Source organism: Viridibacillus sp. NPDC096237, assembly GCF_050278625.1.
GTDB lineage: Bacteria > Bacillota > Bacilli > Bacillales_A > Planococcaceae > Viridibacillus.
In genome coordinates, this window is the sequence record NZ_JBNNTI010000053.1 from 1 (window position 1) to 21,999 (window position 21,999).

Consider the following 21,999-nt stretch of genomic DNA (forward strand, 5'->3'; position numbering starts at 1 on the left):
TATCCATTATAAAGGACTTTTTTTATGCACAAAACAAGATTATTGAACATTTTGAGTATTTTTAAAATTAAAGTTATTTTAATGCAACGCTAGTGGTACACTTTAGTATTATTTATTTAAAAATAATGAAACTTTTCCAATATTCGCCTAGTCTAACTACAAATAATTAAAGGAGGGTAAGCGGAATGGATGATATAGAAAAAGAGATACGCTTGCAGCAGGCTATGGATCTTTACGGAGATTATCTGGTGCAGCTCTGTTATACATACGTGCGTGATTGGGGTATAGCGGAAGATGCCGCACAAGAGACATTCATACGATACTACAAAAAAATGGAGCATTTCCGAGAAGATGCTGCATTAAAAACGTATTTATATCGAATTGCGGTGAATGTTTGCCATGACTACATAGCGAGCTGGAAGTATCAAAAGGTACGTATTACCGACTTTTTTGGTAAATGGATTGCATCAAAGCAAACAACAGAGTCCATTGTAATGGATCGAGATACTTCAAATAGGCTTTTACATGCCATTGAAAACTTACCTACTAAATACAAAGATGTGATTGTGCTGTATCATTTTGCAGAATTGTCTTTATTAGAAGTAAGTGAAACACTTAATTTAAACGTCAATACGGTTAAAACCAGGTTAAAAAGAGGTAGAGATATGTTGGGGACGACATTACAAGAAGGGAGAGAATTATATGCTAGATCCAATTCGTGATGTGATGAAAAACGGGTATAAACACGGGAGGTTCTCTATACAAAAGAAACGTGAAACGATTGAAAAAATAAGAGGGAAGAAAAAAACTAATTTATATCCATATATGGCGATGGTTTTAACGTCATTTGCACTTATTGCGTTGATTTTTATATTAATAGAATTGCCTACAGATCAAGAAGAAGTTGTTGTTAGTAGCGGTAACTCTTCAACAAAGGTTAATCAGGCAGTGACACAAACTGTTGAGGAGAGATTGGACTTATTCACTGAATTAGTAAAATTACGTGCTACCGACGATTCAAAAGTCGAGAAGATTGAAGAGCTACGAAATACATTTTTCGTTCAAAATGATTGGTTGTTACAGCGGGCAATCGAAACTGGAAAAAGCTTATTTTATGAGTCACCGGATTTATCTAAAAGTGAAAGAACTTCTCTAATTGAATTGTTACAATATATGAATGCCTACGTTGTAAAGGGGGATGAGGGGGCACCGGAAGTTTACGAGGCTTTTTCAGAAAATCAAGCATTCCGTGATGTAGTATCTAATAGTAGAGAACTAAAAAAGACTTTGGCTAATTACGTAGCCCTGCCAGATTATCCAAAGGATTTGGCAAAACCACTTACGTTTACAGAAAAAGTGGCGAGTCTTCCCATTCTCACATTGGGTTCTTTTATATTATTCGTTCTATTGTTTGTTGCCGTAGTCATTATAACGATACGTGGTAGACGAAGAAATTGGATTTTTGTCCTACCTTTGGTGTTCTTAGTTTTAGGATTGATTGGGCTGTATAATAATCAGGAAGTAAAACTATATGGTGATGATGAAACGATGATGTTGCAATCCATAACTAGCGCTTTAGATATATATGCGGATGAAGGAGAGCCGATTGAAAATATTAAAAATTTAGAATTAGTAACAGCCGCTGCGTACGATGATAAACGGGTGGCATTAGCGAAAGCGGATGATCAATATATACTCGCATCATTTGGCCTGAAGAATGGTCATTATTTATATGAAAAAATGGAGTGGGGTAGTAATATGACATTAAGTAGTTATCAAAGAACGTTCGATGGTGGTAATTTTTCTAGTAGCTTCTATAATAACATACCAAATGTTGCAAAAGTGAAATTCGTAAAAAAAGGATACTCTACTTTTTTTCAAGTAAAACCTCAAGAAACCTTATTTTGGACAATTCCAGGGGAGATTTTAAATGAAGCTTTATCAGAGGGATATTTTGCAGAATTTTACGATGAAAAAGGAAATGTTGTAGAATAAACTACTCGTTTCAAAAGTCAATAGGCTTTTGAAACGTTTTTTTGATTTCACAAGAACTAAAGGCAAAAGCATGACTTGAGTATTTTGCAGTTAACTAACTATCTATCTAATGTATTAAAAAGTGAATGGTGCGAAGAAACGATTAAATTAATAGAATCCTTAAATATCTTTAGGGTAATGAAACAATCAATGTGAACACCATCTCAAAAGTAGATTCTTTAATGAAAGTTAAGCAATCTTACAATGTTGGTGTTCTTTCTGATAGGATTTCAATATCAAGAACCCAATAATTAATCCTATAGCAAAAATTTTTGTCATGATTTGACTGAGAGCTTATAAATTAAAGGTCTAACAGACCAAACTAGGCTATACTAGAGTATGAGAGGAATCCAATTCAATTCCTTTCGAGTAAAGGAGCTGACTTAAATTGTTAAAACAACAAATGGAAAATTATATTGAAAATCATATAAGTGAAAACAAAATTGAGTTGTTTAATATTGAAAAGGAATTCGCAGAAAAACATCAATTACTTTCAAGTGACCTAACTGTTACTAAAAAAGCATTTCATACAGATGTTCTTGAACGCTGCAATAAAGAAACGGAAGAATTGATAGCTACTGAAACTCCTGCTTTCTTAGGAAAATCAATTTCGTATTTGAAAGAACAAGCAAATGAATTTGTTTATGTAGAATCAAGAAATTTTGAGTTAATCCGCATTGACGCGGTTGCGCTTGAATTCGATGATGTATTCGAAACTTATACAGCATTATTTGGCTTGAAATTGCAAAAGAAATTCGGCGAGACTATTAAAAGCTATTTAAATACGCAATTAAATGTAGAAAATGCGAAATATAGTGTCATGTTTTCAGCTGAAGATGGTTTATGGGATGTAAATGTGCCATTGGACTATATAGAAGGTTTTAATGAAGCGCAGTCATTTGAGGATATCTATAACATGATTTATAGGTTCTTTTTCAGATTAGTTGAAGAGATAGAGGGAACACAGTGAAGGATGGGGAATGATTGAGTATTAGAGAGTTTATTTACACATATTCTGGGCATAGAGATGAGTATGATTTGTGTCGCATGGAGATGCGGGCATTTTTTGGATTCGACGTCCTGTCAAATGTGTTAAAAAGTACGATAGAGATTAATCCAAGTAGAAGTCCGTTTATGAAAGAGCGCTTAGAAGTAATATTTGAATGTGAGAGCGTCGAACAAATAGCGGACTTAGTTGAACAACTCGATTTAGATAATGCAACATTTAAAGTTGTTTGTTTGAATGAGTCTGAGCTTGATGCTATGAAAAAGATTGGTCACTCGAAGCGAAGAGAAATCGAACGTAACATAGGTTTACGGATTCAAGGTGAACCTGATTTGGAGCGACCTGAAACTGTATTTGGTATCGTAACTATAGATAACAAATGGTATTTCGGGAACTTAGTCGTTAGTGAACCAATCTGGCTTCATCATCAGCAAAAACCGCATATGTATTCAACTGCACTTAATACACGTGTCGCAAGAGCAGTCGCAAATATTGCAGTTCCACATCCTAAAGGGGTTCGTGCAATAGATCCTTGTTGCGGAATTGGGACGGTGTTAGTTGAAGCATTATCAATGGGAATTGATATCGTAGGAAGAGATATTAATCGACGGGTCGTATTAGGCTCGAGAAAAAATATCGCACATTTCGGACTAAAAGGCGATGTAACAACCGGACCGATTTCAGAGATTGATGATAATTATGACGTTGCTATCATCGATATGCCGTATAATTTATTTACACATATTACAATAGAAGAACAACTTGATATCGTAAAGCAGGCTCATCGATTCACAAAGAAAGTTGTCATAGTAACGATTGACACGATGGACCATATGGTAGAAGAAGCTGGTTTTGAAATAATCGATCGCTGTGAAGCAAGAAAAGGTACTTTTGCTAGACAAGTATTAGTTTGTAAATAATATATGCCCCTACTACATGTTATTTTTCATGTAGTAGGGGTTTTCTATTTATTTGATAAACCTTACAAATCAGTTTAGATTTTAGAAACTTAAATTTTAAAAATGGCTGTATGGAAATATTATGAATTTACTGCGAAGCTATGTAATATTTGGGGGAAAAAGAAGCAAATAATAACAAGAAAAATTTCTTAGGAAATTATCAGCGATTTTCAATGACGAATACCAAAATATTACATTAACTTAAATATACCCTATTCATATATACACGGACGGTGTTATATTTGATGAAAAGTTCTAAATTCAACTATGTGAAAGCGAAGTGCTTAAATTGAAATTTCTCAAACAATTTCATCCATTAGTATGGATCATTTTAGGCGGTACAGTTTTTACACGTATCGCAAGTTTTATGGCTATGCCATTTTTAGCGCTTTATCTACATAAAGATTTAGGAGTCGGTCCTTTACTCATTGGTATTACGATAGGGATTGCGCCATTACTATCAACTATTGGGGGCTTCATCGGTGGTTATTTAACTGATCGATTTGGTAGAAAACGAATCTTGTTAATCACTGTTTTTGTATGGAGTACGGTGTTTATTGGATTTGCTACGACAAATATAGTAGCTATTTTCATAGTCTTAAACGCTATTAATGGTTTATGCCGTTCGTTTTTTGAACCAGCGACACAAGCATTAATGATTGATTTTACTCCGCAAGAAAAAAGAAAACGCCTTTTTTCATTGCGATACACAGCGATTAATATTGCAGCTGTTATAGGTCCAATTGTTGGCGTATATATTGCCAGCTTGTCTAGTCCAAGCGTGCCTTTTTTATTTACAGGGTTTATGTACTGCGTATATGGTGTCTTTTTAATCATTGTATTGAATCGTTATGAAATGAAACAGCAAAAACTAGCATCGCGAATTCAAATACATCATATGTTTCGGATTATTTTATCGAATCGGAAAATGCAGCTGTCGTTCTTATTTTGCAATTACCGATTAGTATCTATTCTGAGCGCTACTCAACTAAATTTACATTATTATTGGGTATTGGATTTTTTGTAGGGGGATTAGCGTTATTTGGAGTGGCAAATAGTAGTCTCATATTTATTATTGGGATGGTTTTTTTTACGATTGGTGAAATTTTCGTATTCCCTACAATGAATGTCCTTATTGACGAAATTGCTCCAGAAACGCAAAAGGCAAGCTTCTTAGGAGCTGCCCAATTCAAAAACTTAGGAAGTTTCATAGGACCAGTAATTGGAGGTTGGTTGTTAGTACATTTTCAAAACTAACTTTTCCTTTTGGTAGCAATTATTGTACTATGTAGTGCAGCTTTTTATAAATCTGCGTTGAATTTAAAGCATTAGGGATTTTACAATTAAAAGAACAAAGAGCAATAATAAAGCCACTCTACAATTTGTAGAGTAGCTTTATTGTATATTCACTATTTGAGATTTTTAATCCTCGCGTAGTTTGCAAATATATATCATTTGAATACTATTAGCATTTAGTGCGTTTTTATCCCAATCACCGTAGACATGCAGTATCTCAAATCCATGTTGTTGTAACAATCTTTCCATTTCAAGTGGAAAAGAGAACCTAAGTGAAATGTTGTCTTCTTCATTAGCTATTAATGTTTCTTAACGATATATGTGTCGTTTTGTCTGACAATGTAGGATGTGTGTCAATACATCATATTCTTCGCGATGATACTCAACTACATTTTCCCCGTAGTTGTTTGTATATGATTGCTCGTATTCATCAATCTTTGATAAGTCATGTAATAACGGATTTCGTGTGTCAAAAATAAAAACGCCATTAGTAATTAGATGTTTCTTTACGGAATGTAATAAAGCATCTTGAGCATTGTTTGTTAAAAAGTGTTGAAAAGAATTGCCTGTCATATATATCAGTGAACTTTTAACAGACAAACTTAATGCTGTACAATCTTGTTTGTAAAAATTAATAGTAACACCTTGTGCTATCGATTTTTGTTTAGCTAGATTTAACATACCTTCATGTAAGTCCACTCCAACCATAGAAAAGTTACGTTTCGCCATAGGAATCGTTAGCCTTCCAGTACCACATGCTAATTCAATAATGGGAAGTGCATCAAATTTAGCCCATTCTAAAATTATATTTAAGTCATTCTTATAATTATCATAAATATAATCATACTGTTTTGGATCTGCATATTTTTCAAAATTGTTCTCAAATATATTTTCCGTCATATATCTTTACCTCTTCTATCATGATTTTGTTGTTTATAGATTCTGTGATAGGAAGAGCATTTTCATAAACTACTTTTCCATCACCTTAGTAGTGTTTCGCATTTAAATCACTCCTCTCATTTATATAGTTAATAATATCATAATTGTTTTTAATTGGTATGTTTCTATTGTTGTTAACAGATCACAAAATAACATATTTTAAGGGTTTTACTATATCTAAATAGAGGGATAATTTTGCTTCACTGATGCAACGCTTGTGCCTTGATTCTTTATCAATAAAAAGGTAAATTAATATGTACTATTATAGAACTGTTCATAATGGAACTGTTTAGAGTGAAAGGAGTGGGGATTTTGAGTCTCGAAAAAAACGCTGTTCTAAGGTCCGAAAAGTTATTACATTCATTTTGGCATGTGAACCATTGTATCAGGAGAATAGTGCAACGAACGGCATTGGAAAATGATCTTACGGTTCCTCAATATGCGCTATTAATAACGATTGCACCATTTGAAGAAATGACACAAAAGCAGCTAGGGAAAGCAACATTTTTTCCTAAAAGTACATTAAGTCAAGCTGTTGATGGACTTGTGCAGGCAGAATTGATAAAGAGGAATCCAGTAGAAGATAATCGACGCGAAATGCTATTGACCCTAAGTGAAAAAGGTCAAGTGCTTTATGACAAGATACAAAAACAAGAAAGTAGCATTCTAAAAGCTTTTGAAACTGCGACTGAGTTACTAAGCGAAAAGCAATATGATGATCTTCTAACATCACAACGCCAAATTACCACGTTATTAGAAGAAGTCATAGAAAGAGGAGAATGATTAAAGTGGTTAAACTACTAAAAAACTTAACAGTTTATAAGTGGATTGTTCTAGCGGTGATTGGACTTGTATTCATTCAATCTATGGCGGATCTGTATTTACCTACTCTTATGTCAGACATTATCGATAAGGGAGTAGTTGTAGGTGATACGAAGTATATTTGGAAAATTGGAGGAATAATGCTAATAGTGGCTGCATTCGGAGTGTGTGCTTCGATTGTGGCGAGCTATTACTCATCAAAAGCGGCAATGGGATTTGGTCGTGATATTCGCCGTAAGGTGTTTAATCATGTTGAAGAGTTTTCACTTCAAGATTTTGATGAAGTGGGAACAGCCTCACTAATTACAAGAACTACAAATGATATTACGCAAGTACAGCAAGTAGTGATTATGTTGCTACGAATGGTCGTAAGTGCACCGATAATGTTTGTCGGTGGATTAATAATGGCGTTATCTAAGGATGCCAAACTATCTCTCATTATCGTTGCAACGATACCTGTATTATTGGGTGCAGTGCTTTTCATCGTGACTAAAGGTATACCACTCTTTAAATTAGTCCAAACACGTTTAGATCGATTAAATTTAGTGTTACGTGAAAATTTAACTGGGATACGAGTGATTCGTGCTTTTAATCGTGAAAAACAAGAGAAAGTTCGTTTACAAAAGGCTAATAAAGATTTAATGGACGTTTCTATCAAAGTTAATAAGATAATGGCATTTTTAATGCCAGTAATGATGCTAGTCATGAACTTAACTGTTGTTGGTATCATTTGGTTTGGTGGAATTCGCATCGATAACGGTGGCATGCAAATAGGGGACTTGATGGCTTTTATTCAATACGTCATGCAAATTATGTTCGCACTTGTTATGGCATCAATGATGTTTGTTATGGTTCCGCGAGCTGCAGTATCTGCTAAGCGTATTAATGAAGTACTTGAAAAGAAACCAACAATTCTAGATGAAGGATCTATTGCGGTCAATCGTGAGCAAGGAACTCTAGAATTTGACAATGTCTCCTTTACTTATCCAGGAGCAGAGGAGCCTGTTTTATCGAATATTAGTTTCCGCGCAAAATCAGGTGAAATTACTGCTATTATTGGGGGAACCGGTGCTGGGAAATCAACGCTTGTGAATTTAATTCCACGTTTTTATGATGTGACTAGTGGTACGATTCGAGTTAATGGCGTGGATTTAAAAGAGGCATCAATCGAAGAAGTTCGTTCGAAGATTGGATATGTTCCGCAAAAAGCACTACTCTTTACTGGTACGATTGCTGAAAATATTCGCTTTGGTAAAGAAAACGCTTCGCAGGAAGAGATTGAACATGCTGCGCGCATAGCCCAAGCAGAAGATTTTATTAGTAAAATGGATAATGGATATGAATCTGAAATCTCACAAGGTGGTTCAAATGTATCTGGTGGTCAAAAACAGCGACTTTCAATTGCGCGAGCTTTAGTAAGAAAGCCGGATATTTATGTTTTTGATGATAGCTTTTCAGCGCTTGATTATAAAACCGATGCAAGTCTACGTGCAGCTCTAAAAGAAGAAACAAAGGATGCAACAATGTTACTGGTTGCACAGCGTGTAAGTACTGTAGTTGATGCGGATCGTATCATTGTTTTAGATAAAGGAGAAATCGCTGGCATTGGTACACACAAAGAGTTGCTTATAGAAAATGATGTGTATCGTGAAATCGTTAAATCACAGCTCTCAGAGGAGGAAATCGCATGAGTAAGCATAGAAATACGCAACCTCAAGGCGGCGGTCCAATGGGGAATGGCGGTAATATGATGATGGCTGGACAAAAAGCTAAAGACTTTAAAGGTACGTTTCGCCGTCTACTTAGCTTTTTAAAACCACAAAGTAGTCAATTAATCATCGTGTTATTGGCGGCCATTATGAGTACTGTTTTTATGGTTGTTGGGCCGAAGATTATGGGGAATGCGATTACTAAATTATTTGAAGGGGCATACAGCAAATTCAAAGGGGTTCCAGGTGCAGAAATTGACTTCCATGCAATCGGTCAACTTTTACTCTTACTAGCTGGACTATATGTAATAAGTAGTTTGTTTTCGTATATTCAACAATATATCATGTCTAGTGTCGCTCAAAAAACGGTTTATAATTTAAGAACAGAAATCAATGAAAAGCTAGAGAAGCTTCCGCTTAAATACTATGATGGACGTGCAAATGGTGAAACTCTAAGTAGGGTTACGAATGATATTGATACCATTGGTAGTACATTACAGCAAAGTGTGACACAGTTTATCACATCAATTGTAACGATTGTTGGAATCATCATCATGATGTTAACAATTAGCCCGCTGCTGACGTTAATATCAATTGTAAGTCTACCACTCTCTATTTTCGTTATTAAACCAATTTTGAAAAGGTCGCAAAAGCACTTTGCAGATCAACAAAAAACACTTGGGCAGTTGAATGGTCATATTGAAGAAATGTACACAGGTCATCAAGTAGTGAAGGTTTTTGGTCATGAGAAAAAAGCGGTAGCAGAGTTCGATGAAGTAAATGAAAAATTGTATCAAGCAGGACGTAAAGCGCAGTTTATCTCGGGAATGATCATGCCATTAATGTCTTTCATCGGAAACTTAAGTTATGTCGTTATTAGTGTTGTTGGTGGTATTTTAGTAACGCAACGTGCCATTTCAATCGGTGATATACAAGCATTTATTACGTATACACGTCAATTTACACAGCCAATTGCACAAACAGCAAACATTGCGAATATTATCCAGTCAACGATTGCAGCTGCAGAACGTGTCTTTGAGTTGTTAGATGAAGAAGAGGAAGTAAAAGAAGTGACAACTTCCAATTTAACACAAGCAAAAGGTGCTGTTACATTTGAACACGTTAGTTTTGGATACAGCAATGAATTATTAATAGAAAACATGAACATTGAAGTACTTCCGGGTCAAACAGTTGCGATTGTAGGTCCAACCGGAGCTGGTAAGACGACACTAATTAATCTGTTAATGAGATTCTATGAGTTAAATGATGGGGAAATCAAAATTGATGGTATTGATACACGTAATATATCACGCGAAAACCTTCGGAAAACATTTGGTATGGTGCTTCAAGAAACTTGGCTTTTTAACGGTACGATTCAAGAGAACTTGGCTTTTGGGAAAGAAAATACGACTGATGAAGAAATATTCACGGCTGCCAAAACAGCTCGTGCAGATCACTTCATTCGTACCCTTCCAGACGGATATGACACAGTTTTAAACGAAGAAGCATCCAACATTTCACAAGGACAAAAGCAGCTTTTAACAATTGCTAGAGCAGTGCTTGCTGATCCTCCAATTATGATTTTGGATGAAGCAACTTCAAGTGTTGATACGCGTACAGAATTGTTGATCCAACAAGCGATGAATCGTTTAATGGAAGGACGAACTAGCTTCGTTATTGCACATCGTCTTTCAACTATCAGAGACGCTGACTTGATTTTAGTGATGGATCAAGGAAAAGTAATTGAACAAGGAACACATCAAGATTTGTTAGAAGAAGACGGGTTTTATGCTGACCTCTATAACAGTCAATTTTCAAATGAAAAAGCGATGTAAAAAATGAAGCCTTGATTCCACTTTAGAGTCAAGGCTTTTTGACTTTCAAGGGACAGAATAGTCAGTTATTTTTGAGTTGTATATAACAACAAATGACAATATAATGAAATAAATAGAATATTATATTTGCAGAAATTACAGCCCGAATACCATGATAAAAAATCGGAGGTAAGAAATGATTATTTCTTTTAAATTAATGTCGTCAATAAGTTTTCAAGAAGCGCACGAATTATTTAATAGAGGGTTTGAAGGTTATTTATTACCGATGAATTTACCTTTTGACACATTCGTTAGTAAGTTTGGTAATGAAGGATTATCTCCATCGATTTCCATTGTTGCATATGATGATGTAGAGCCTGTTGGATTTGTACTACAAGGAATTAGAGAAGTGAATGGTCAAAAGATTTCATGGAATGGTGGAACAGGGATTATTCCTGAATATCGTGGGAAGAAGTTAGGCTTTTTTTTGATGCAGGAAGCGGAGAAAGTCTTAATGGACAAAAAAGTTTCTATAGCAACATTAGAAGCACTTTCAGAAAATAGACCTGCCATATCGTTATATGAGAAGTGTGGTTACAATGTAATTGACGATTTGCTCTTTTTATCTTCTAATGGAATATTAGAAGGTCAGTTACCGAATATAAATGACTATGAAATATTTAGATTGCCTGCTGTGCAAGCAATAGAGTCAGATTTATTTCCAGCTATTGTACCTTGGCAAACGGATGCTAGCAACACGCCTAAAATAGGTGGTGAAGCTGTGGTGATTACAAAAAATGGAGAGATGCAAGCTGCATGTCTTATTCGAAAAAAACAAGTATTCGGTAATGAGACGGAAAGTATTACATTATTTCAAGTAACCGAAAATGGTGATGAAAATGCATTAAATACATTACTTGCTTATGCTTTAGAATATGACAAGCCTATAAATCGCTCAACATATAACTTTTTAAAAGGGAATGGACGCACAGTTTCCTTATTGATGGAAAAGGGATTTGAAGAGACGCCAGTATCACAAGTTTTCATGACTAAAACGTTTTAATATAACCAGTTCATCACTTATTAAAGTGACTGAACTGGTTGTTTTTATGATGATTACTATCGCTACAGTATTTAATAAAGTACTGAGAATCACTATTAATACTGTTTTCCCTAAACGTTGAAAGGGTTATTCATTAACATTTGATATACTTCCTGAAGACCTAGTGTTTAATAAATATGTAACCATTGAAGTTGATAAGAAAAGGAGGATTAGAGAATACAAACTTTGGTCTTAATGATGTGGACATCTCCGGATTTTCAAAGGGAGAAACGATTCAATTTGAACTTGTTGGTGAGAAATGCTCAACTTAACGCTTCAACTAAAGGACTAGGTGATTTGAAGAACACAGGGGCAGAAAAATTTCACAAGGGGAAGGGTTTATATTGCAAATTAGAAATTCGGCAAAAGCAATAATATTTAAAGATTCAAAGGTTTTATTAACTAAACATCATTATTTGGACGGTTTCTTTTACATTTTCCCTGGTGGTGGACAAGAACATGGAGAAACCCTTAGCGAAGCCATTGTAAGAGAATGTTTGGAGGAAGTAGACGAAAAAGTAGTCGTAAAGCAACTATTACACATTCGTGAATACATAGGGAAGAATCATGAATACGCTGAAATACATGGACAAGTTCATCAAATAGAATTTTATTTTATTTGTGAATTAGTAAATAATACGGGAGAACAAAAAAATCCTTCTAACCCAGATTCTCATCAAGTTGGTATCGAATGGATAGATGTAGAAAATTTAATGGACTATCGAATTTATCCTAAATCAATTAGAAAATATATCATCGATTATTCTAATGGAATAAGTAGATCTGTATATTTAGGTGATAATAATTAATGGGGCTTTTGTTAAATGTACGGTAATTCCATAAACGAAATATAGATGGTTCTACACGTTTGTAGAGCCATCTATATTTTTTATGCCCTATCTTAATGATATTGTTTGTTCATTTTCTTATTTACTTCAACAAGCTTCCGTTATTTGTAAGCGCCAAATATAGCCCACCTTCTAACCTTTTTCATGTTATGTGATAATCACATTACCATCATTGGTTAGGAGGTTTTTTCGTGACAAGAGACGAACGGCAAGCCATGTGGCAGGCGTGGATTGAAACATTTAAAGCAAGTGGTGAGTCTAGCGTCACTGCCTGGTGTGCCACAAACGATTTCAGTTGCCCGATGGACAAACAACACAACCACTAGCGATTAGCCATCGACAATTACACTGGTTACTCGATGGTCTACCACATGAACAAAAACAAGCTCATCCAAAAGTTTCTGCAAAAGTCATTGTGTAAAAAAGGAATTCGTCGAGTCATGTCGAATTCCTTTTACTATGGAAAAATCAGTAGCGGTCACCTCATCTACAATTGAAGAACTCGCAGCGAAAAACATGGAGCTGGAAAAACAAGATGAAGCGCTGCATAGAGAAAGAAAAAATGCAGATGATGTCGAAATTAATAAAGAAATACACTATCCTGTAGACAAGAGGAAGATTTCCACTCTAAAGAATGCAACTCTTTCTATTTATATTAATGAAAGAATTGTATCTTTTCATTAATTGATTAATTACAACCAAGTTCATTCTGTAAAATATCCAATAATCCCATCAACAATACCTTTTTTTGATTTTGTTTGGAATTCTTCTGAATTCATTCGTTTCTCATCACTTTCATTCGAAGTAAATCCTAACTCAATTAAAACAGCTGGAGTTGAATTCTCCCTTAAAACAAGATAATCACTACCTTTAACGCCTCTATTTCGAGTATCTATTTCTTGATTGAAAATAGCTTTTTGTATGCTCTTTGCTAATTTCTTATCTGACCATTTATTCGCTCCATAATGAGTTGTTATTCCTTGCACACTCGTATCTTCAAAAGCATCATGATGAATGCTAATGTAAAGATCTGCTGAATGATTTTTAGCTATATTTACCCGTGCTTGTAATTCTTCTTTTTGCTTGGTCTCTAACAATAAGCTAGTATCCTTTTCACGTGTTAAAATGACTTTCGCATCCGTTCTCTCTTCTAACTCTTTTTTTATATTTTGGGCTACTTTTAAATTAAGATCTTTTTCTATTGTTCCATGTTTCTTTCCCTTTGTTCCTATGTCTCTCCCGCCATGACCAGGATCAATTACAATTGTTTTCCCTTTCAAACGTAAATCATCAGTTGTTACATTTTTATGTGCTTGTACCTTAAATAAAATGAAACTTGCACTTATAAATACTAGTATAAATAAAAAGACTTTCGTCATTTTTTTCATCAAATACTCCTCCTTAAGCTTACTTAAGTATAGGATAGAAAAAACTATTTAAATAAAAAGTAGGGTAAACTTAAAATTTTTATTAAATTATTAAATTAGATTCAGCACCATTGTTCGTATTAAATTACTTTCGGCAGAAATCGTTACGTTATGTTGCTCTACAATATTTTTTTGCAATAAATAAACCAATCCCTGTACTATCTTGCTGTTGGGTTCGTGCTTTATCACCTGTATAAAACATATCGAAAAGATACGGCAACTCTTCCTCTGGAATACTATCTCCATAATTAATAATTTGTACGACAACTTCTCCATTATCAATATGCCCATTCAGAAAAGCGGAGTATAAGTAACGCACTGCCAATTATAGCAAATTGGATTGAGATTATTCCGCTAACCTTCAAAAAATACAATAAAAGTTGATTTTGGAGTTTTTTGTTTGATTAACTTTCCCCCTTCTGTGAATCAGGTGAAATCTTTAAGGCTTCGTCAAACTGTCTTTAATAGGTGCTATTCATAAAAAAACTCCACATGTAGTATGTAAGGAGATTAGCTCATGGGTTATTTACAAATAGTAGGTGGGGAATATTTGACGCTTACCATTATTTAGAATGTTTATTTATTCTAAGCGTATTTTTATATTTGTGGATAGGCTACGCTAAGTTAGATAGTTCTTATAAGGGCTAGTACACTAAAATTACTATCCTAAGGAGCGTGTCAAAAATGAGAAGAGAACGTAAAACGTATACCCCTGAATTTAAGCTACAAATAGTGAAGCTTTATGAAAATGGGAAGTCCCGTGCGGATATTGCCAGAGAATATGATATTACAACTTCTGCGTTAGATCGGTGGATTAAAAATCATCAAGAAATGGGCTCATTTTCAGCGAAAGAAAATCGTACAGAAGAAGAAAAAGAATTATTGCGTCTACGTAAAGAAAATCAACGCTTGAAGATGGAGAACGACATTTTAAAGCAAGCAGCGCTGATCATGGGACGAAAATAGATGTGATTCGTAAGAACGCTCACAAATATTCGGTATCAGCAATGTGCGACGTCCTGCAAATTCCAAGAGTTCATACTATTATCAAGTGAAGAAAAGCGAAGACGACGAAAGACAAGCTGAAGAGGCTGATTTACAGGAGCGCATTTACGTTATTTTCAAACAAAGTCGTCATAACTATGGGACACGTAAGATCAAGAAAGAACTAGAGAGGCAAGAGAAAGTCGTTTCAAGACGTCGCATTAGTCGTATCATGAAACAGCTCGTTCTTGTCTCTAACTATACAGTGGCCTATTTTAAACCACAGAAAAAGCGTAGCAACGAAGCACAAATAGCCAATGTTTTAAATCGTGAATTCCAACAAGAAAAAGAGTTATCAGTTTTAGTCAGTGATTTAACATACCTACGCGTCGGGAAAAAATGGCATTATGTATGCTTATTTGTTGACCTCTTTAACCGTGAATTAGTCGGTGCAAGTGTGGGTCCGAATAAAGACTCAAACCTTGTATATAAAGCGTTGAGTAGTATTAAAAGCAACTTAACCAATGTGCAATTATTCCATACCGATCGTGGTTCTGAATTTGATAATCAGCTAATGGCAGAAACGACAGAAGCATTTGGTATCCAACGCTCACTTAGTGCGAAAGGATGCCCGTATGATAATGCCGTGGCCGAAGCAACATATAAAAGCTTTAAAATTGAATTTGTGTACCAACGCACTTTCCTCTCTCTTGAACAGCTTGATCTTGAACTTTGGGATTATGTGAATTGGTTTAACAATATTCGGATTCACCAAACATTTGGCTATCTTACGCCAACTGATTTTAAGCAGCAGTCCTTATAAAAGTTGTCCAGTTTAGTGTTGACATTCCAAATAGTAAATATAGAAAAATGCTTATTAAAGAATTAGCGAAATAGTCAGACGATCATTTATTAAATTTAAATACCAAACAGTTTACAATTAAAAGTGATACAATAAATAAAGACTTGATTCCGTTAAGGAGTCAAGTCTTTTGCATGATGTAGAATATGATATCCCTAACTAACAAGCTTAGTGAAAGAGAAGATGAGAACTATAAAAATCGGGCAACAATAGAGAATACAACAATAAGTAGTAAAAATCCAATAAGCGTATATCCTATTAAACGAATTCCTTTTGGCTGTTGTTGTAAATGCATTTTCTTATGAGATGGAGAGCCCATTATTTGATTATCAGACCTCATCGGATTAAAAATTGAATCGTCATCTGAATTAAATTTACTTGATTCATCTTGAATAATTTGTTTATTTTCTTCCATCGTATTACCTCCCTAAATAGGTTGGAATGAAACAACTTAATTAATTGCCAATTCAATCTAATTATACGTAATATTTATATTCATTGGTAGGTTTAATAGGAATTTGGAATTACTATAGTATTGCTCGATATATTCAAGTAAAGCATCTTATATTTATTGTCATTAAAGTCATGACGTTAGTAATAAGGAGGACATCATAAATGATATTTTCGTAAAGCTTCATTTACTTTTTCACTTAAATCAGTTAAACCTTGTGCTAGCGTCGTAATGCTGTGAATAGCTAGTATTTGTTCATCAATAGACGCCGTCACTTCTTCGGAAGAAGCTGCGGTTTGTTCTGAAATAGCAGAGACATTTTGAATGGCATCACTGATAGCTGCACTTTGTTTTATCACTTGTTGAATTTCTACATGTAACTTTTCCATTTCATTAACTGTTTCTTGGACAGAATCTGAAATCTTCAGGAATTCAACTTCTGTTTCATTGACAGCACCATTTAATTGTTTAGAAATGGCGTAGGTTGTAGACATTGCTGTCACAGTGTTTTCCACTTCTTGTTCAATTCCAGAAATCATTTGCTGTATTTGAAGCGTCGATTTACTAGATTCATCAGCTAATTTACGCACTTCTTCAGCAACGACAGCAAAACCTTTACCGTGTTCGCCAGCCCGTGCAGCTTCAATGCTTGCATTTAATGCCAAAAGATTGGTCTGCTGTGAGATGTTATTAATGGCATCTGTAAAAGTAGAAATATCTTTTAGTTTTGTATTTAGATTTGTGATACCGATACTGATTTGTTCGGATGCTTGTGTAGATTGATTATTAGATTCTTTTAGTATGTTAACGATTTTTTTCCCTTTACTTGTCGCTTCTTCAGAAATAGCTGTTATTTCTTTTATATGTTTATTTTGATTGTTCATTTCCTTCATGGAAGAGGTTAACAACTCAAGACTAATATTTGTTTCTTCTAAGTTTGAAGCTTGTCCTACTGCACCTGTTGCAATTTCTGTCATAGCGGCACCGATTTCGTCACTACTTGCAGAGGTCTCTTCTGATGCAGCAGATAGTTCATTCGCAGAAGTAACTAATGATTCACTTGTTTGTTGTACATCTAAGAGTAGGACACGTAAATTTGAAGTCATTCGATTGAAAGAAGTACCGAGTTGGCCAATTTCATCGTTAGATTCAGGTAGCTTTTTATTTCGTAATTCACCACCTGCTATCTGCAACGATGTTTGCGAAACAGTGCTTAACAATGCGAATTTTTTCCTTGTAGTAAAATAGAAAGTTGCTAATCCTAGTACTACCGAAATCGAAGTTAATAGAATAGTAATCCATTTTAGCTTCGTGAGTGAGGCATAAAACTCATCAGTGTATGCGCCTATTCCAATATGCCAATCCCATGGTTCAAAATAGGTCATATAAGAAATTTTCTCGCGTTCAGATTCTCCTTCTTTATTGATCCAGCTGTATGTATAAAAGTGGTCTTCATATATTTTTGATTGGGAAATGCTTACTAAATCTCGAACGACAAATTGACCACTATTATTTTGGAAATCTGTTCGGTCTTCATGTAATGGAATCACTGGATGCATGGTAACTCGAAGATCTGAATTATATGCAAATAGATAACCTTGATTTTTATAAACAAATGCTGATTTACTATAGTTATGTAGAAGCGTATCACTCTCTTCTTGAGGTCCTATTAATATATTTCGAGCTTTTTCTTGTGCTTTTTCTTTTGTAAGGTTACCTTGCTCCACTTCATCATTCAATAATCTAAGTACCTCGGTTGCCCCATTAGTTAAATGAGCCAAATCTAACTTTCCACTAGTTATTAACGCTTTTTTTGCGTAGTAATAACTTGTTGTACCAATAATAGTACTTACTGATGTAATCAAAGCAAAAATTAAAACTAGTAATTTAAACGAAATTGTACTGGTTGTTCCTTTTTTCTTTAACATGTAGTAGCTCCCTTTCCGTAAAATATGAAATGTGAAACAGTTAAATAAATGGAATTATTGAATTAATTTGACCTCCTTTTTTTAATATAATCCAATCCAATTTAACATTTGAATAATGAAAAGTAAACATATTGTACTGAAAAAATGAAAATATATATATATATTAATAGGTATTTTAGTTTATGTTAAATTTTGAAGTAAGAAAGAGAAAATGCTTATTTCAGTTTGTCAAAAGTCTAACTATTTCATAGTGGAATCATAAAGAGGTAACAAAAGTTACTTATCATCAGATGCTATTTAAGCAGCTGTATATAAAAGAGGGTGTCGTAAAAGTGATTGAAACACTTTTGCGACACCCTCTTTTAATGGATCGTTGATACTAGTAATTTATAAGGGATATAAGGCAATCCAAAAGATTCTTCAACACTTATATAATATGCTCCCTTTCTAATGTTGGTGTAGTAAATTGCTTATACTTTGTTTCCTTCGTATAGTTTTGATAGACATTATAACTTAAAATTTGATACTTGCTATTAGTTATGTATACTATTGTCCCTGAGTATGGATATATGCAAACAGTGTGTGTTTCTCCGGTTTTAATCGTATTGCAGGCTAATCTTTGCCCCGTATTCAACTAACAGGGCAGTATAGTTGAAGAAGGAGTTTAAATTAAACAACTAGAATTTATTAGTTTAACCAAGATTGTGTGGAAAGGATGGTTCTATGCCCAAACCAGAAATAACCTTAAAGTTAATAGAGAATATTGCTGACATTAAAAATGAAATTCATAGAAATTACCTTTATTCAATTGAGGATGTCTTCACCTTGTATTCAGTTTATATAAATGAAAATGAAGTTGCTGTCTGTAATATAAATAAAAAAGAAACAGGATTTGATGTAGTTGATTTTATTGGTTCTGGTAGTTGTATAAAATTAATTGAAGAGAAACTGGGGAGTTGGGAGTGATTTTCTAAATCAAGTAACGGGGGCTTTACTTGAAGAGCACTGAGCTGTTTAGACAGCTCTTAGTTTTATTCATCTTTAAGGGTAGGATAGTTCAATAAAGAATTGAAATTGATGGGAGGAAATTGTAATGATCGTTAATACAAAAGAATTTTTTGTTCATAATTTACGATATATAGTGAGGTCAGCAATAGAAACTGATGCGAAAAACCTATCTGAAATAAGATTGCAAATAGATGGTGAAACAGAGAATTTAGATAGGGAAAAGGGCGAGGCGTACATAAATGAATCAGGTTTTAAACAAATAATTAAAGATGATACAGAAAGTGATAGTAACCTATTTTTAGTTGCTGAAGTTAATCAAAGAATTGTAGGTTTTTCAAGATGTGAAGGGAACAAATTGAAAAGAACTTCTCATAAAGTGGAATTTGGAGTCTGTGTATTAAAAGAGTACTGGGGATATAGAATGGGGACAAATTTATTAAAAGAATCTATTCACTGGGCAGATTCAAATGGAATAATGAAAATGACTTTGAATGTTCTTGAAACCAATGAAAAAGCTATGAAGACGTATAAAAAATATGGTTTTGAAGTGGAAGGTATTTTAAACAAGGACAAACTTCTATCTGACGGAAATTACTATAATACCATTTTAATGGGTAGGTTTAATGAATAAGGATTAAAGAACAAACAAATTTCAAAATTTCCTGAACTAACGGGTTGTTTGAGTTGAAGATTATAGGGCTTTGGGGTCGGGGTTAAAGCAATTGCTTTTTCTACAAAATTTTTATTTTCACAGTTTGAAATCAGTCCAGTTATTTCAGTTTCTCCACCGTTCTCTCTTGCGACTTTTTTGGCGAATTAATGTGGGAACCTCTCAAACGCTGTGGGCATAAGCTGATAATATATGTCGATTTGAAAGGGTGTTTTGTACATGTTTCCTTATCTCCAAAAAATTCATCAACTCCCATATTCCGATTATAGGTTTATGCCCGGCGGGTATTATTACCCGCCTTATTCTGAAGGATGTTGGCTCTGCAATAGTGACCTCGAATCGGATGAAAGATACCATTTACCCACACAACAACGGCTTACCTTCGTGCTAGTGCATGGTTCTTGGGCTGACGCTCACTTCTGGGACGGCGTAGCAGCGGTGCTGCGCAGTCGAGGGCATGCCGTCTATACGCCGGAATACGCAGGTCACGGCAAAGATCCGAACAAAAATGTCACGCATGCGATGATTACGAAGTCCGTCGTTGATTTTATAACGAAACTGAACCTACACAACTTTGTTCTCGTAGGGCACAGCTTCGGCGGAACTGTCATCCAAAAGGTTGCAGAACAGGTACCAGATCGCATAAAGCGCCTTGTCTTCTGGGACGCGTTCGTACTGAAAGACGGCGAATCGGTTGTCGATGAGTTCCCGACTCAGATGAGGCAAAGTTTCGAGCTACTTAGAGCCAGCTCAATGGACAATACGATCATGCTACCATTTCCACTGTTTCGAGATTTTTTCGTCAATACGGCCACCTTAGAGGAAGCCAAACAGATGTATGCAAGCGTCACTCCGGAACCAGCTAGGCCACTTTTCGAAAAGCTAGATCTTAAAGCATTCTACGCGCTGTCCACTCCCAAAAGCTATCTCTATTTCTACCAAGACAACGCATTGCCACAAGGGGAGGGCTTCGGCTGGCATCCGCATATGTCAATACGGCTAGGCCAGTCCCGTCTAATCGTCGGGGACGGTGACCACTTTACGGATTCGCGTACAAGACCGGCTATGCTGGCGCAGAAGATTTACGAGGCGGGTAGGGACTGACATGCAGTAAGAGCATTTTATTGTGTGATCAGAACAAGAACGAGCTTTAATCCGCCAAGAATCAGGGATTGATAGAAAAGGAAACAAGAGGTATTTAAAAAGGCCATACTTTGCAGGTTCCTCTTTAAGTATTAGTATTATCTAATTAACTAACATTCTCTTGTTCAACTAACGAGGGCGTTTCTACAATGGGAACGCTTTTTTGCTTATCGGGTAGGTTAGTGAAGTAAGAAAAAGAATTTTACATTACAGGCGGGGAATCATAAATGTAAGGAGATAAACTGTGGGTACAATGTTATAAAGGGAGACTGGCCGCCTCCCTCTATCCAAATTTAACAGTAGTAATATCCTAAGCCATCATAACTTTTCCAGTCACAACCGTTGCCAGTTCTTGTACTGGGACTTCTACCGCCATCATTCTCCCAGCGATCAATTTCCCAGCACTCATCGTCCCAGCTGTCCGGTATTCCTCCGCCACTTGCAGGGGTACCAGTGCCCACTACTGAAATAATCACAATATCAACATTGACATTTTATACATCATCCTTTTTTTGAAAATTCATATCTATATCTATATTATGTAATGTATATGTTTTAGTTCATCGCCTATACATAATCAATCATTATTTGAGCAAGATACGTAAGGATTTCAGTCTTTTTTCTTTTGTCAATTTATTCAATCCTGAAAAGAATGGATATAACTTTAATCCAAGTTTATTACTCCGAGTAATTAATGAAACAGTTCTTTCTATGATATTCTCCCTTTGTTTACAGTTTTATAGCATGAAAAACAGATTTAGTGTAATAGAAGTCAGTAAATGCTGATTGAAGATAATCAAACTCTATTCAAAAGGTACAATTTCTCCTTCTTAAACGTATTTTACTGAATTGGAGTATATAGGTATAGACATAGGCGTTATGTATGTTTAATATAAAATTTGACACTAGCGTTGCATTAAAATAACTTTAATTTTAAAAATACTCAAAATGTTCAATAATCTTGTTTTGTGCATAAAAAAAGTCCTTTATAATGGAT

General features: G+C 34.9%; 20 protein-coding genes and 2 pseudogenes. 16 read left to right on the top strand and 6 right to left on the bottom strand.

Translation table 11 applies throughout. The features are described 5' to 3' along the window. Positions 1 to 185 precede the first annotated feature (185 nt). The 6 genes from ACQKMD_RS19380 (at position 186) to ACQKMD_RS19405 (ending at position 5,256) form a co-directional block, all read left to right on the top strand. Positions 186 to 722 (top strand): sigma-70 family RNA polymerase sigma factor, encoded by a 537-nt coding sequence (locus ACQKMD_RS19380; RefSeq protein WP_427754001.1) that lies wholly within the window; start codon positions 186 to 188, stop codon positions 720 to 722. Beyond that, the gene (locus tag ACQKMD_RS19385; protein WP_427754002.1) at positions 703 to 1,995 is read left to right on the top strand and encodes a hypothetical protein; all 1,293 of its coding nucleotides are present in this window, start codon (positions 703 to 705) and stop codon (positions 1,993 to 1,995) included. The genes ACQKMD_RS19380 and ACQKMD_RS19385 overlap by 20 nt, the downstream gene beginning before the upstream one ends. A gap of 427 nt (positions 1,996 to 2,422) precedes the next feature. Further along, the gene (locus ACQKMD_RS19390; protein WP_427754004.1) at positions 2,423 to 3,004 is read left to right on the top strand and encodes a branched-chain amino acid aminotransferase; all 582 of its coding nucleotides are present in this window, start codon (positions 2,423 to 2,425) and stop codon (positions 3,002 to 3,004) included. A 77-nt stretch (positions 3,005 to 3,081) separates the two neighbouring features. After that, positions 3,082 to 3,960, top strand: coding sequence for a TRM11 family SAM-dependent methyltransferase (locus tag ACQKMD_RS19395; RefSeq protein WP_427754035.1), 879 nt, complete (start codon positions 3,082 to 3,084; stop codon positions 3,958 to 3,960). 328 nt (positions 3,961 to 4,288) lie between these two features. Continuing rightward, positions 4,289 to 5,026 (top strand): MFS transporter, encoded by a 738-nt coding sequence (locus tag ACQKMD_RS19400; protein WP_427754006.1) that lies wholly within the window; start codon positions 4,289 to 4,291, stop codon positions 5,024 to 5,026. Beyond that, positions 4,948 to 5,256, top strand: coding sequence for an MFS transporter (locus tag ACQKMD_RS19405; protein WP_427754008.1), 309 nt, complete (start codon positions 4,948 to 4,950; stop codon positions 5,254 to 5,256). Before ACQKMD_RS19400 ends, ACQKMD_RS19405 begins: the two co-directional genes overlap by 79 nt. Positions 5,257 to 5,604: 348 nt before the next feature. Here the strand turns inward: ACQKMD_RS19405 and ACQKMD_RS19410 are convergent, their stop codons facing one another. After that, positions 5,605 to 6,195 carry a class I SAM-dependent DNA methyltransferase gene (locus ACQKMD_RS19410; RefSeq protein WP_427754010.1) on the bottom strand — a complete coding sequence of 197 codons (591 nt, stop codon included), beginning with the start codon at positions 6,193 to 6,195 and terminating at the stop codon, positions 5,605 to 5,607. A 351-nt stretch (positions 6,196 to 6,546) separates the two neighbouring features. On the opposite strand from ACQKMD_RS19410, the gene ACQKMD_RS19415 reads away from it, so the two are divergent. The 6 genes from ACQKMD_RS19415 to ACQKMD_RS19440 all read left to right on the top strand — a co-directional run bounded on the left by ACQKMD_RS19415 (position 6,547) and on the right by ACQKMD_RS19440 (position 13,213). Then, positions 6,547 to 7,017 carry a MarR family winged helix-turn-helix transcriptional regulator gene (locus tag ACQKMD_RS19415; RefSeq protein ID WP_427754012.1) on the top strand — a complete coding sequence of 157 codons (471 nt, stop codon included), beginning with the start codon at positions 6,547 to 6,549 and terminating at the stop codon, positions 7,015 to 7,017. A gap of 5 nt (positions 7,018 to 7,022) precedes the next feature. After that, a complete protein-coding gene (locus ACQKMD_RS19420) occupies positions 7,023 to 8,747 on the top strand; it encodes an ABC transporter ATP-binding protein (protein ID WP_427754014.1) in 1,725 nt (574 codons plus the stop codon). Further along, positions 8,744 to 10,600, top strand: coding sequence for an ABC transporter ATP-binding protein (locus ACQKMD_RS19425; protein ID WP_427754016.1), 1,857 nt, complete (start codon positions 8,744 to 8,746; stop codon positions 10,598 to 10,600). Before ACQKMD_RS19420 ends, ACQKMD_RS19425 begins: the two co-directional genes overlap by 4 nt. A 175-nt stretch (positions 10,601 to 10,775) precedes the next feature. Beyond that, a complete protein-coding gene (locus ACQKMD_RS19430; RefSeq protein WP_427754018.1) occupies positions 10,776 to 11,642 on the top strand; it encodes a GNAT family N-acetyltransferase in 867 nt (288 codons plus the stop codon). 380 nt (positions 11,643 to 12,022) lie between these two features. Next, positions 12,023 to 12,490 (top strand): NUDIX domain-containing protein, encoded by a 468-nt coding sequence (locus ACQKMD_RS19435; RefSeq protein ID WP_427754037.1) that lies wholly within the window; start codon positions 12,023 to 12,025, stop codon positions 12,488 to 12,490. A gap of 498 nt (positions 12,491 to 12,988) precedes the next feature. Then, positions 12,989 to 13,213: a hypothetical protein gene (locus ACQKMD_RS19440; protein ID WP_427754020.1), complete on the top strand. Its 225-nt coding sequence runs from the start codon at positions 12,989 to 12,991 to the stop codon at positions 13,211 to 13,213. 20 nt (positions 13,214 to 13,233) lie between these two features. On the opposite strand, the gene ACQKMD_RS19445 is transcribed toward ACQKMD_RS19440, so the two are convergent. Beyond that, a complete protein-coding gene (locus ACQKMD_RS19445) occupies positions 13,234 to 13,917 on the bottom strand; it encodes an N-acetylmuramoyl-L-alanine amidase family protein (protein WP_427754021.1) in 684 nt (227 codons plus the stop codon). A gap of 90 nt (positions 13,918 to 14,007) precedes the next feature. Then, positions 14,008 to 14,251 (bottom strand): annotated as a pseudogene (locus ACQKMD_RS19450) (ATP-binding protein); the annotation flags it as partial. A 389-nt stretch (positions 14,252 to 14,640) separates the two neighbouring features. Here ACQKMD_RS19450 and ACQKMD_RS19455 point away from each other — a divergent pair. Beyond that, positions 14,641 to 15,763: pseudogene (locus ACQKMD_RS19455) on the top strand (IS3 family transposase). Positions 15,764 to 15,992: 229 nt separating this feature from the next. On the opposite strand, the gene ACQKMD_RS19460 reads toward ACQKMD_RS19455, so the two are convergent. Both ACQKMD_RS19460 and ACQKMD_RS19465 read right to left on the bottom strand, forming a co-directional pair. Continuing rightward, complete coding sequence (locus ACQKMD_RS19460) at positions 15,993 to 16,217, bottom strand: hypothetical protein (protein WP_427754023.1); 225 nt, start codon at positions 16,215 to 16,217, stop codon at positions 15,993 to 15,995. Positions 16,218 to 16,411: 194 nt separating this feature from the next. Further along, a complete protein-coding gene (locus ACQKMD_RS19465; RefSeq protein WP_427754025.1) occupies positions 16,412 to 18,181 on the bottom strand; it encodes a methyl-accepting chemotaxis protein in 1,770 nt (589 codons plus the stop codon). Positions 18,182 to 18,904: 723 nt separating this feature from the next. Here ACQKMD_RS19465 and ACQKMD_RS19470 point away from each other — a divergent pair. The 3 genes from ACQKMD_RS19470 to ACQKMD_RS19480 all read left to right on the top strand — a co-directional run bounded on the left by ACQKMD_RS19470 (position 18,905) and on the right by ACQKMD_RS19480 (position 20,963). After that, positions 18,905 to 19,147, top strand: a complete 243-nt coding sequence (locus ACQKMD_RS19470) for a hypothetical protein (RefSeq protein ID WP_427754027.1) — start codon at positions 18,905 to 18,907, stop codon at positions 19,145 to 19,147. Between the two features lie 127 nt (positions 19,148 to 19,274). Beyond that, positions 19,275 to 19,820, top strand: a complete 546-nt coding sequence (locus ACQKMD_RS19475; protein WP_427754029.1) for a GNAT family N-acetyltransferase — start codon at positions 19,275 to 19,277, stop codon at positions 19,818 to 19,820. A 258-nt stretch (positions 19,821 to 20,078) separates the two neighbouring features. Continuing rightward, positions 20,079 to 20,963, top strand: coding sequence for an alpha/beta hydrolase (locus tag ACQKMD_RS19480; RefSeq protein WP_427754031.1), 885 nt, complete (start codon positions 20,079 to 20,081; stop codon positions 20,961 to 20,963). A gap of 349 nt (positions 20,964 to 21,312) precedes the next feature. Here the strand turns inward: ACQKMD_RS19480 and ACQKMD_RS19485 are convergent, their stop codons facing one another. After that, entirely contained in the window at positions 21,313 to 21,441 is a 129-nt protein-coding gene (locus ACQKMD_RS19485) for a hypothetical protein (protein ID WP_427754033.1), read from the bottom strand. Positions 21,442 to 21,999: the final 558 nt, after the last annotated feature.

What these genes read in the sequence shown, in the direction of transcription:
- ACQKMD_RS19380 (WP_427754001.1), top strand. Translation starts at nt 186, where the DNA reads ATGGATGATATAGAAAAAGAGATACGCTTGCAGCAGGCTATGGATCTT.
- ACQKMD_RS19385 (WP_427754002.1), top strand. Translation starts at nt 703, where the DNA reads ATGCTAGATCCAATTCGTGATGTGATGAAAAACGGGTATAAACACGGG.
- ACQKMD_RS19395 (WP_427754035.1), top strand. Translation starts at nt 3,082, where the DNA reads ATGGAGATGCGGGCATTTTTTGGATTCGACGTCCTGTCAAATGTGTTA.
- ACQKMD_RS19410 (WP_427754010.1), bottom strand. Translation starts at nt 6,195, where the DNA reads ATGACGGAAAATATATTTGAGAACAATTTTGAAAAATATGCAGATCCA.
- ACQKMD_RS19425 (WP_427754016.1), top strand. Translation starts at nt 8,744, where the DNA reads ATGAGTAAGCATAGAAATACGCAACCTCAAGGCGGCGGTCCAATGGGG.
- ACQKMD_RS19430 (WP_427754018.1), top strand. Translation starts at nt 10,776, where the DNA reads ATGATTATTTCTTTTAAATTAATGTCGTCAATAAGTTTTCAAGAAGCG.
- ACQKMD_RS19440 (WP_427754020.1), top strand. Translation starts at nt 12,989, where the DNA reads ATGGAAAAATCAGTAGCGGTCACCTCATCTACAATTGAAGAACTCGCA.
- ACQKMD_RS19445 (WP_427754021.1), bottom strand. Translation starts at nt 13,917, where the DNA reads ATGAAAAAAATGACGAAAGTCTTTTTATTTATACTAGTATTTATAAGT.
- ACQKMD_RS19460 (WP_427754023.1), bottom strand. Translation starts at nt 16,217, where the DNA reads ATGGAAGAAAATAAACAAATTATTCAAGATGAATCAAGTAAATTTAAT.
- ACQKMD_RS19465 (WP_427754025.1), bottom strand. Translation starts at nt 18,181, where the DNA reads ATGTTAAAGAAAAAAGGAACAACCAGTACAATTTCGTTTAAATTACTA.
- ACQKMD_RS19470 (WP_427754027.1), top strand. Translation starts at nt 18,905, where the DNA reads ATGCCCAAACCAGAAATAACCTTAAAGTTAATAGAGAATATTGCTGAC.
- ACQKMD_RS19475 (WP_427754029.1), top strand. Translation starts at nt 19,275, where the DNA reads ATGATCGTTAATACAAAAGAATTTTTTGTTCATAATTTACGATATATA.
- ACQKMD_RS19480 (WP_427754031.1), top strand. Translation starts at nt 20,079, where the DNA reads ATGTTTCCTTATCTCCAAAAAATTCATCAACTCCCATATTCCGATTAT.